Origin of the sequence: Rhodanobacter lindaniclasticus, assembly GCF_004799035.1 — a bacterium.
In the GTDB taxonomy this organism is placed as follows: Bacteria; Pseudomonadota; Gammaproteobacteria; order Xanthomonadales; family Rhodanobacteraceae; genus Rhodanobacter; species Rhodanobacter lindaniclasticus.
The window spans coordinates 36455-46731 of the sequence record NZ_MWIO01000037.1; the positions used below are offsets into that span (position 1 = coordinate 36455).

At 66.3% G+C, this 10277-nt stretch carries 7 protein-coding genes and 1 CRISPR repeat array; of the genes, 6 read left to right on the plus strand and 1 reads right to left on the minus strand.

Annotated features, from left to right (window positions below; translation table 11 throughout):
- Positions 1–49: 49 nt before the first annotated feature.
- Positions 50–2488 carry a ribonucleoside-diphosphate reductase subunit alpha gene (locus tag B1991_RS13535; RefSeq protein WP_136259206.1) on the plus strand — a complete coding sequence of 813 codons (2439 nt, stop codon included), beginning with the start codon at positions 50–52 and terminating at the stop codon, positions 2486–2488.
- Between the two features lie 110 nt (positions 2489–2598).
- On the opposite strand, the gene B1991_RS13540 is transcribed toward B1991_RS13535, so the two are convergent.
- Positions 2599–2895, minus strand: coding sequence for a GIY-YIG nuclease family protein (locus B1991_RS13540; RefSeq protein ID WP_136259207.1), 297 nt, complete (start codon positions 2893–2895; stop codon positions 2599–2601).
- A 155-nt stretch (positions 2896–3050) separates the two neighbouring features.
- On the opposite strand from B1991_RS13540, the gene B1991_RS13545 reads away from it, so the two are divergent.
- The 5 genes from B1991_RS13545 (at position 3051) to B1991_RS13565 (ending at position 7877) form a co-directional block, all read left to right on the plus strand.
- Positions 3051–4076: a ribonucleotide-diphosphate reductase subunit beta gene (locus tag B1991_RS13545; protein ID WP_136259208.1), complete on the plus strand. Its 1026-nt coding sequence runs from the start codon at positions 3051–3053 to the stop codon at positions 4074–4076.
- Between the two features lie 32 nt (positions 4077–4108).
- Positions 4109–4978: a helix-turn-helix transcriptional regulator gene (locus tag B1991_RS13550; protein ID WP_136259209.1), complete on the plus strand. Its 870-nt coding sequence runs from the start codon at positions 4109–4111 to the stop codon at positions 4976–4978.
- A gap of 48 nt (positions 4979–5026) precedes the next feature.
- Positions 5027–5470, plus strand: coding sequence for a nuclear transport factor 2 family protein (locus B1991_RS13555; protein WP_136259210.1), 444 nt, complete (start codon positions 5027–5029; stop codon positions 5468–5470).
- 99 nt (positions 5471–5569) lie between these two features.
- The gene (locus tag B1991_RS13560; RefSeq protein ID WP_136259211.1) at positions 5570–5956 is read left to right on the plus strand and encodes a BlaI/MecI/CopY family transcriptional regulator; all 387 of its coding nucleotides are present in this window, start codon (positions 5570–5572) and stop codon (positions 5954–5956) included.
- Position 5957: 1 nt separating this feature from the next.
- On the plus strand, positions 5958–7877 hold the full coding sequence (locus tag B1991_RS13565) for a M56 family metallopeptidase (protein ID WP_136259212.1): 1920 nt from the start codon (positions 5958–5960) through the stop codon (positions 7875–7877).
- Between the two features lie 102 nt (positions 7878–7979).
- Positions 7980–10227: a CRISPR direct-repeat array (repeat unit 37 nt; unit sequence GTTCCGGCCAGAGCGCATTTCCTGATCTGTTACGCTC).
- The last annotated feature ends 50 nt before the right edge of the window (positions 10228–10277 follow it).

The window sequence follows — 10277 nt, forward strand, 5'->3', positions numbered from 1 at the left end:
GCCCTGCGCGCGGGAGCAGGCGTTTGATGTCCAGCCGGAGCCACCTGCCATGCAAGCCCTCGATACCGCCGAACGCGAGCGCGCCGTCGCGCGCGCCGAAACACCCCCGACCCAAGAGAACGAAACCGCGTTCGCGCTGACCCCGCCGCACAGCGCGGCGTCCATGCACGTGACCAAGCGCAACGGCGGCCAGGAGGCCGTCGACGTCAACAAGATCGTGCGCGCGGTGACGCGCAGCGCCGAAGGCCTGCACGGCGTCGATCCGTTACGGGTTGCCCTGAAGACCATCGGCGGCCTGTACGACGGCGCCACCACGGCCGAGCTGGATCAGCTCTCGATCCGCACCGCCGCCGCGTTGACCGCGGAAGAACCCGAGTATGGCCAGCTCGCCGCGCGCCTGCTCGGCGCGTACATCGACAAGGAGGTCAGCGGCCAGGAGATCCAGAGTTTCTCGCAGTCGATCGCGCGCGGGGCGAGCTTGAGCATCCTCAACGATCGCCTGCGCGACTTCGTGGCCGCCAATGCGCGCAAGCTCAACGACGCGATCGACCCGCTGGCCACCCGCCGTTTCGAATACTTCGGCCTGCGCACGGTGTACGACCGTTATCTGCTGCGCCATCCGCAAACGCGCCTGGTGATCGAGACGCCGCAGCATTTCTTCATGCGCATCGCCTGCGCGCTGGGCGGCAACGAGATCAGCGAGACGCTGGAGCTGTACCGCCTGCTGTCGTCGCTGGAATACATCGCCAGCTCGCCCACCCTGTTCAATGCCGGCACCGCGCACGAGCAGCTAAGCTCGTGCTACCTGCTCGACTCGCCGGTCGATTCGCTGGAGTCGATCTACGACAAGTACGCCGACGTGGCGAAGCTCAGCAAGTTCGCCGGCGGCATCGGCCTGGCCTATTCGCGGGTGCGCTCGCGCGGCTCGCTGATCCGCGGCACCAATGGCCACTCGAATGGCCTGCTGCCCTGGCTGAAGACGCTGGACGCCTCGGTGGCCGCTGTGAACCAGGGTGGCAAGCGCAAGGGCGCGGCCTGCGTCTATCTGGAATCCTGGCACGCCGACATCGAGGATTTCCTCGAACTGCGCGACAACACCGGCGACGACGCGCGCCGCGCGCACAACCTCAACATCGCCAACTGGATCCCCGACGAATTCATGCGCCGGGTCGAGAGCGACCGCGACTGGTCGCTGTTCGATCCGAAGATGGTGCCGCACTTCGTCGACAGCTGGGGCGAGGCGTTCGACGCCGCCTACCGCAAGGCCGAAGCCGATGGCCTCGCGGTGAAAACCGTGAAGGCACGCGAGCTGTACGCCCGCATGATGCGCACGCTGGCGCAGACCGGCAACGGCTGGATGACCTTCAAGGATCGCTGCAACGCCACCTCCAACCAGACGGCCAAACCCGAAAACGTGATCCACCTGTCCAACCTGTGCACCGAGATTCTCGAAGTCAGCTCGGTCAACGAGACGGCCGTATGCAACCTCGGCTCGGTGAACCTGGCGCGGCACGTCGTCGATGGCGCGTTCGATTACGACCAGCTCGCCGCCACCGTGCGTACCGCGGTGCGCCAGTTGAACCGGGTGATCGACCTCAACTACTACCCGATCGCCACAGCGCGCAGCGCGAACATGAAGTGGCGGCCGGTGGGCCTCGGCGTGATGGGCCTGCAGGACGTGTTCTTCAAGCTGCGCCTGCCGTTCGACTCCGCCGAGGCGCTGGCCCTGTCCACCCGCATCGCCGAGGAGATCTATTTCCACGCGCTGTCGCAATCGTGCGAACTGGCCCGGGTCGAAGGCGCCCATCCCGGCTTCGCCGAGAGCCGCGCGGCCAGAGGCGAGCTGCAGTTCGACCACTGGCCGCAGGCCACGCCGCACGACGACACGCGCTGGCATGCCCTGCGCGAACAGATCAGGCGGCACGGCCTGCGCAATTCGCTGCTGATCGCGATCGCCCCCACCGCCACCATCGCGTCCATCGCCGGCTGCTACGAATGCATCGAGCCGCAGGTCAGCAACCTGTTCAAGCGCGAGACGCTGTCCGGCGACTTCCTGCAGGTGAACCGTCATCTCGCCGACGAGCTGAAGGCGCTGGGGTTGTGGACGTCCGAGATCCGTGACGCGATCAAGCTGGCCGAAGGTTCGATCCAGGGCATCGCCGCGATCCCCGAACGCCTGCGCGCGATCTACCGCACGGTGTGGGAACTGCCGCAGAAGGCCCTGATCGACCTGGCGGCGGCGCGCGGCGCGTACATCGACCAGAGCCAGTCGCTGAACCTGTTCATGGAAAACCCGAACATCGGCCAGCTCAGCTCGATGTACATGTACGCATGGAAGGCCGGCATCAAGACCACCTACTACCTGCGCTCGCGACCGGCGACGAAGATCGCCAAGACCACGGTGGCGGCGGTGCCGGATCAAGCACAGGCGAATGCCGCGGTGTTCTGTTCGCTGGAGAACCCCGACTACTGCGAGGCCTGCCAGTAGCCTTCGCCCGTCATCCCGGCGAAAGCCGGGATCCAGTGCCTCTCACGTACACCGTAAAGGCGCTGGATTCCAGCTTTCGCTGGAATGACGGCATGAAGCTTGGCGGCGGCTCAGCCGCATATCTCCGCGTACAAATCGCGCCAGTACGGATTGGACTTCTCGATGAGCTCCACCTTCCATGCCCGCCTCCAGGCCTTGATCGCCTTCTCGCGAGTGATCGCGGATTCCATCGTCTCGTGCAACTCGAACCAGACGAGGACATGCACGTGATGATGCGCGGTGAAACCCTCGGCCACGTTGCTTCGGTGCTGCCAGATGCGCGCTGGCAGGTTGGAGGTGACGCCGACGTAGAGCGTGCCATTGCGCTGGCTGGCGAGCAGGTAGACACACGGTTGACGCTCCCTCATTCCCGCGCTTTCCCGATACCTCAATCCCGTCATTCCGGCGAAAGCTGGAATCCAGCGCCTACGGCTTCTGCCGCGATACCGCGGAGGCAAACGTCGCTGGATCCCGGCGTGCGCCAGGATGACGAACAGACCCCATACATCCGAGGAACCACACCATGTCCGCCCAACCCACTCGCAACACCCACATCCTCGACCCGGGCTTCGAACTCACCCTGCGTCCGATGCGCTACCCCGGCTTCTACGAGATGTACCGCAACGCGATCAGGAACACCTGGACCGTCGAGGAGGTGGACTTCTCGATGGACACGCGCGACCTCGACACGAAGATGTCGCCGGCCGACCGCCACCTGATCCAGCGCCTGGTGGCGTTCTTCGCCACCGGCGACACCATCGTGTCGAACAACCTGGTGCTGAACCTGTACCAGCACATCAACGCGCCGGAAGCGCGCATGTATCTGTCGCGCCAGCTGTACGAGGAGGCGCTGCACGTGCAGTTCTACCTGACCCTGCTCGACACCTACATCCCCGACCCGACGGAGCGCAACGCCGCGTTCGCGGCGATCGAGACGATTCCGTCGATCCGGCAGAAGGGCGCGTTCTGCTTCAAGTGGATCGATTCGATCCAGGGCCTGCAACGGCTGCAGACGCGCGAGCACCGGCGCCAGTTCCTGCTCAACCTGATCTGCTTTGCGGCCTGCATCGAAGGTCTGTTCTTCTATGCCGCGTTCGCCTACGTCTACTACCTGCGCTCGCGCGGCCTGCTGCACGGCCTTGCCGCGGGCACCAACTGGGTGTTCCGCGACGAGAGCTGCCACATGGCGTTCGCCTTCGACGTGGTGCGCACCGTTCGCGCGCAGGAGCCGGAGCTGTTCGACGACGCGATGCGCGCGCAGATCGAGGAGATGATGGAGGACGCGATCGCCTGCGAAACGCAGTTCGCCGAAGACGTGCTGTCCGGCGGCGTGGCCGGCATGTCGGTGAAGGACATGCGCCAGTACCTCGAATACTGCGCCGACCAGCGCTTCGTCCAGCTCGACCTGCCGAAGAAATACGGTGCGACGAACCCGTTCGACTTCATGGACCTGCAGGACGTGCAGGAGCTGGCCAACTTCTTCGAGCGTCGCGTCTCGGCGTATCAGGTCGGCGTGCAGGGCGAGGTGGCATTCGACATGGCGTTCTGAGACGCTGGCAGCCTGCCTCGAGCGAGCGAACCATGGGCGCCTCCCGTCTCACCGTGCTGTTCGACAGTCCGCTGCTGCGGATCACCGACATCGACTGCAGCCACCCGCGCGGCGGTTGCGGCTGCGAACGCAGCGACGAGCGCACCCACCTGGTACTGCTGCGGCGCGGCGGCTTCGGTTACCACCTGCGCGGGGCGGAATACGTGGGCGACCCCGCCACCGCGCTGCTCTACCGCGCCGGCGACAGCTACCGCATCTCGCACCCGTTCGAGGGCGGCGACGCCGGCAGTGGTTTCGAGGTGGCGCCCGCACACGAGGAGGCGCTGTTCGGCCGGCGCCTGCGCGGGTCGGCCGACGCGGCGCGGCCGGTCCAGGCCATCGACCAGTACCGGCATCGTGCGCTCCACGCGGCACTCGCCCGCGGCGAGCGCGACGGTCTGCGGGTGGAAGAAGCAGCCGCCGAGCTCTGCACCGCCGTGCTTCGGCACGATACGGCGGCGAGCATCGCGCCGCTGTCTTATGCCACCCGGCGTCGGCTTGGTCGCGTGCGTGAAGTGCTGCTGGCCGACCCGACCGCGGCCGTCGGCCTGGCCGACCTGGCCACCCATGCCGGTTGCTCGCCGTTCCACCTTTCCCGCCTGTTTCGCCGCGCCTGCGGCAGCAGCCTGGTTGCCTACCGCACGCGCTTGCGCATCGCACTCGCGCTCGACCGCCTCGCCCACGGTGCAGACAACCTCGCCGCACTGGCCAGCGAGCTGGGCTTCAGTCATCAGAGCCACTTCGGCGCCACCTTCCGACGTCATGTCGGACTGACCCCGCGCGCTGCGCGCGAGACCCTGCGTCCGTCGGTGCTGGTCCGCACGGGCAAGAATTTGATAGCGGCACACCGGCCGGAGTCCTAGCGTCGGCGCCATGCCCGGCCGGTCGCCGGGCCTTTGCCGGAGGCCATCATGAAACTGTCCGCCACCTTGCTCGCGCTGATGCTGGGTATCGCTCCCGCCGCGGCAACCGCGCCGCACGCCTCGTTGCCGCCCGCGCTGGCCCGCGCGGTGGCCGCGTTCGACCGGGCCCAGGTCGAGGGCGACGGCGCGGCACTGCAACGCCTGCTCGCCGACGACTACGTGCTGTTCAACAGCCGCGCCCGGGTCGAGAACAAGGCGGACTTCATCCGCGACTACACCGCCCCCGGCTACTCGCTGAAACCGTTCACGATCGAGCACGAGGTCGTGCGCCACTGGCCCGGCGGCGCCGTGCTCGGCGGCGTGGTCACGCTGGAGGGCACCAGCGAGGGCAAGCCGTTCAAGGCGCGATTGCGCTTCGCCGACATCTGGCGCGAGCGCGACGGCCGCTGGCAGGTGATCTTCACCCAGGCGACCCGCGTGGGGACACCGTAGAGCGCTGCATGACCTTCGGCAGGGTGGCCGCCAGGGCTATTGACTACAGATGTAGGCATGGCGTAGTTTGCCTACATCTGTAGTCAAGCGGAAACGGCCATGCGCAAACCTTCCATCGGCGACCAGGAACTGGCGCTGCTGCAGCACATCGACGAAAGCGGCGCCGCCTCGGTCGGCGAGGTGGCCGCGAGTTTCGGCGAGCCGCGCGGTCTGGCCCGTTCCACCGTGCTGACCATGATGGAACGCCTGCGCGGCAAGGGTTATCTCAAGCGCAAGCAGCTGCGCGGCATCTTCCGCTACAGCATCGCCACCGGCCCCGGCGAGGCGATGCGCAGCGCGGTGGGCAGCTTCGTCGAGAAGACCCTGAGCGGTTCGGTCTCGCCGTTCGTGGCCTGGATGTCCGAGCGCGCCGAAGTCAGCGACGACGAGCTGGCCGAGCTGGAAGCGCTGGTGGCGCAGCTGCAGGACCGGCGGCGGGAGTCCTGACATGGCCATCCACGACATCGCGGCATCGCTGCTCACCCGGCTTGGCTGGGCCTCGCTGCAGGCGATGATCCTGATCGCCCTGCTTGCCCTGCTGGTGCGAGCGCTGCCCCGGCTGTCGGCGGCGATGCGTTGCACCTTGTGGTGGCTGGTCGGCGCGCAGTTGCTGATCGGCATGGTCTGGCATGCGCCGCTGCAATTGCGGCTGCTGTCGCCGCCGGTGGTCGAACGCACGCTCGACGCGGCCGTGGTATCGACGCCTGCGCCGGCCAACCTGCTGGTCAATGCCACCGCGACCGTCGCGGCGGCGCCGCACGAGCGCCGCGCGCCGACCCCGACGCCGCCCGCTGCTTCCCACTGGTGGGCGCACGCGTCGCTGGTGCTGGCCCTGCTGTGGCTGGCGGGCTTGCTGGCGCAGCTGCCGGCCATCGTTCGCCAGGGTTGGCAGGCGCGCCGGCTGCTGCACGAATCCGCGCCGGTGGCCAACGCATCGCTGCAAGCGCAATGCGCGACGCGGGCGCGTGCCCTGGGTCTGCGGCGCACGCCGATCTTGCGCGCCTCCGCCGCGATCGCGTCGCCGCAGGTGCTCGGCTGGCGACATCCCACCATCCTGCTCCCGGCCGAAATGACGTTGAGCGACGGCGAAGCGTCGCTGGCGCTGATCCACGAACTGGCCCACGTACGGCGCGGCGATCTCTGGCTGGGCTTGATCCCGGCCCTGGCGCAGCGGCTGTTCTTCTTCCATCCGCTGGTGACCTGGGCGGTGCGCGAGTACGCGGTGGCGCGCGAGGCGGCGTGCGACGCGCAGGTACTGGCGCAGCCGGGCATCGAACCGCAGCGTTATGGCCGCTTGCTGCTGCAGCTGGGCGTGGCGCATCCCCTGCGTGCCGGCCTGGCCGGCGCGTCCCCCTCGTTCGGCAACCTCAAGAGGCGACTGACCATGTTGCAAAACACTCCGATGCTTCCCCGCCAGCGCGTGCAGGGCTGGCTGCTGGTGGCCGTGATCGCGATCGCCGGCGTGCTGCCGTATCGCGTCACCGCCGCGGCGTCCGATCAGCCGACGCCCCCCGCGCGCAGTGCTTCCACCGCGTGGATGGCGCCGCCGCCGCCCGCTCCGCCCGCACCGCCACCGGCCACCGCGCCCGCGTTGCCCGCCATGGTCGCGCCGGCCGCTCCACCGGCACCGCCAGCACCGCCGGCTCCTCCCGCACCGCCCGCACCGATCACCGGCATGGGCAGCCACATGATGATCAGCACCCACGACGACACCGGCTATGCGTTCGCCCTGCTGGACGGCAACTCGACCACCGTCAACGGCACCGACGCCGACCTCGCCACCGTGCGTCGGCTGCGCCAGCACGGCGAGCCTCTGCTGTGGTTCCGCCGCGGCGACATCTCCTGGACGATCCGCGACCGCGCCACCCTCGAACGGGCCAAGACGATCTACGCACCGCTTGCCGCCCTGGCCGAACAGCAGGGCAAGCTGGGCGAGCAGCAAGGCGCGCTGGGCGAGAAACAGGGCCGACTGGGCGAACAGCAGGGCCGCATCGCCGCCGAGCAGGGCCGCTTCGCCGGACGACAGGCCGAACTGGCCGGCCGAGCCGCCGAACTGGCCGCCCGTCGCGCCGCCTTCGCCGCCAGCTCCCACTCCGGCGAATCCGCCGCCGCCCTGGCCGCGCGGGAGCGCGAACTGGACGCCGCCCGCGCCGCGCTCGACAAGCAGCAACCCGACGTCGCCGAACGCCAGAGCGCCCTGGGCACCCAACAGGCGGAACTGGGCCGGCAACAGGCCGCGCTCGGCAAGCAACAAGCCGCCCTCGGCGAACGCCAGCAGGAAGCCTCGGCCAAGGCGGAGCAGCAGATGGCGCAGTTGCTGGACGAGGCGGTCGCCAAGGGTCTGGCGCAGAAGAGCGAGAGGAATTGAAAATCGCGATGGGGTGAGTAGGAGCAGCCGCCAACGGCGGCTGATTGAAAGAATCGAGGTCGGCTGATTGCAAGAATACGGGCCACTGAAATGCATCCGATCGCTCCGGCCAGAGCGCATTTCCTGATCTGTTACGCTCGAATCGCACGATCCACGCAAGCAATCCCGAGTTCCGGCCAGAGCGCATTTCCTGATCTGTTACGCTCCAAGACGCGGTGCAGAGTGCGCAGACGGATGTTCCGGCCAGAGCGCATTTCCTGATCTGTTACGCTCACGGATGTTGACGTCTGGTTCGCGACGGGCGTTCCGGCCAGAGCGCATTTCCTGATCTGTTACGCTCGTGCGATGCCGAGCAGGCTGCCCCTGGCCAGTTCCGGCCAGAGCGCATTTCCTGATCTGTTACGCTCTACTCAGCGCTTGAGCTGGCCACGGGTCTTGTTCCGGCCAGAGCGCATTTCCTGATCTGTTACGCTCGGCGCGCATGCGGGCCAGTTCCTCGCGCTCGTTCCGGCCAGAGCGCATTTCCTGATCTGTTACGCTCTCCAGCCCGGTCGGACCACCAGCGCCGACGGTTCCGGCCAGAGCGCATTTCCTGATCTGTTACGCTCATACTTTCGTCGCGCCAAGATAGATCGCCGGTTCCGGCCAGAGCGCATTTCCTGACCTGTTACGCTCTACCCGGACACGGCCGTGGCGGCCTACCTGGTTCCGGCCAGAGCGCATTTCCTGATCTGTTACGCTCTTTCGCGGTCGCGGCTTGATCCAGACAACCGTTCCGGCCAGAGCGCATTTCCTGATCTGTTACGCTCGTCGTCGTGAGCGACGAAGCCAAGGCCTACGTTCCGGCCAGAGCGCATTTCCTGATCTGTTACGCTCCCCCATCGACATTTTCACCAGCACCCAGACGTTCCGGCCAGAGCGCATTTCCTGATCTGTTACGCTCCTCACGCTCCGGCGAAAGGGCCAGCGTCATGTTCCGGCCAGAGCGCATTTCCTGATCTGTTACGCTCGGGCAGCTTGAGGTCGTGCTTGAGCATGTAGTTCCGGCCAGAGCGCATTTCCTGATCTGTTACGCTCCGACAGGTTGCGATGCGCCGATTCAACCTAGTTCCGGCCAGAGCGCATTTCCTGATCTGTTACGCTCACGCCAAGCTGCCGATCGCGCAGTTCGACAGTTCCGGCCAGAGCGCATTTCCTGATCTGTTACGCTCCTCACGCTCCGGCGAAAGGGCCAGCGTCATGTTCCGGCCAGAGCGCATTTCCTGATCTGTTACGCTCTCACGTTTGATCGACGTGGCGGACTCGGGAGTTCCGGCCAGAGCGCATTTCCTGATCTGTTACGCTCCAGCAGCATCATCGCCATGTTCGCCACGTCGTTCCGGCCAGAGCGCATTTCCTGATCTGTTACGCTCACTGACCCGCACGAAGCTCAAGGCGGGCCAGTTCCGGCCAGAGCGCATTTCCTGATCTGTTACGCTCGAGGCCATCATGGCCATCTATGGCCACTACGTTCCGGCCAGAGCGCATTTCCTGATCTGTTACGCTCGCGCGCCTTCCATGATCGAGTTGAACTCATGTTCCGGCCAGAGCGCATTTCCTGATCTGTTACGCTCGATGACCGTGGTCCAGTCTTCCCCGGACATGTTCCGGCCAGAGCGCATTTCCTGATCTGTTACGCTCGAAGCTGGCGAAGAAACCATCGGCGAAAAAGTTCCGGCCAGAGCGCATTTCCTGATCTGTTACGCTCCAACCTGCCCAAGTGCAAGACGACATATTAGTTCCGGCCAGAGCGCATTTCCTGATCTGTTACGCTCATCCTGCAGCGGATGTTCATGCAGGAGTCCGTTCCGGCCAGAGCGCATTTCCTGATCTGTTACGCTCCCAGCCCCAACCCCTGCGAGCGCCGCCACGGTTCCGGCCAGAGCGCATTTCCTGATCTGTTACGCTCGTACCCCGCACCGCAGGTACTGCACGGCTAGTTCCGGCCAGAGCGCATTTCCTGATCTGTTACGCTCAGCGCCTGCAGCTGGGTCAGCGTCAGGTCGGTTCCGGCCAGAGCGCATTTCCTGATCTGTTACGCTCCCTGGCTGACGAAACCGACATGCCCGTCGAGTTCCGGCCAGAGCGCATTTCCTGATCTGTTACGCTCTCGCGGCGCGGCCTATGCCGGCTACCCCGAGTTCCGGCCAGAGCGCATTTCCTGATCTGTTACGCTCAACGCGGCATGGGTCACGTCGCCGAACACCGTTCCGGCCAGAGCGCATTTCCTGATCTGTTACGCTCACCGGCGCCGTCGTCTACACCGGAACGATCGTTCCGGCCAGAGCGCATTTCCTGATCTGTTACGCTCAATGGCGATCAACTGGCGCTTCGCCCGCTTGTTCCGGCCAGAGCGCATTT

What these genes read in the sequence shown, in the direction of transcription:
- B1991_RS13545 (WP_136259208.1), top strand. Translation starts at nt 3,051, where the DNA reads ATGTCCGCCCAACCCACTCGCAACACCCACATCCTCGACCCGGGCTTC.
- B1991_RS13550 (WP_136259209.1), top strand. Translation starts at nt 4,109, where the DNA reads ATGGGCGCCTCCCGTCTCACCGTGCTGTTCGACAGTCCGCTGCTGCGG.
- B1991_RS13540 (WP_136259207.1), bottom strand. Translation starts at nt 2,895, where the DNA reads ATGAGGGAGCGTCAACCGTGTGTCTACCTGCTCGCCAGCCAGCGCAAT.
- B1991_RS13560 (WP_136259211.1), top strand. Translation starts at nt 5,570, where the DNA reads ATGCGCAAACCTTCCATCGGCGACCAGGAACTGGCGCTGCTGCAGCAC.
- B1991_RS13535 (WP_136259206.1), top strand. Translation starts at nt 50, where the DNA reads ATGCAAGCCCTCGATACCGCCGAACGCGAGCGCGCCGTCGCGCGCGCC.
- B1991_RS13565 (WP_136259212.1), top strand. Translation starts at nt 5,958, where the DNA reads ATGGCCATCCACGACATCGCGGCATCGCTGCTCACCCGGCTTGGCTGG.
- B1991_RS13555 (WP_136259210.1), top strand. Translation starts at nt 5,027, where the DNA reads ATGAAACTGTCCGCCACCTTGCTCGCGCTGATGCTGGGTATCGCTCCC.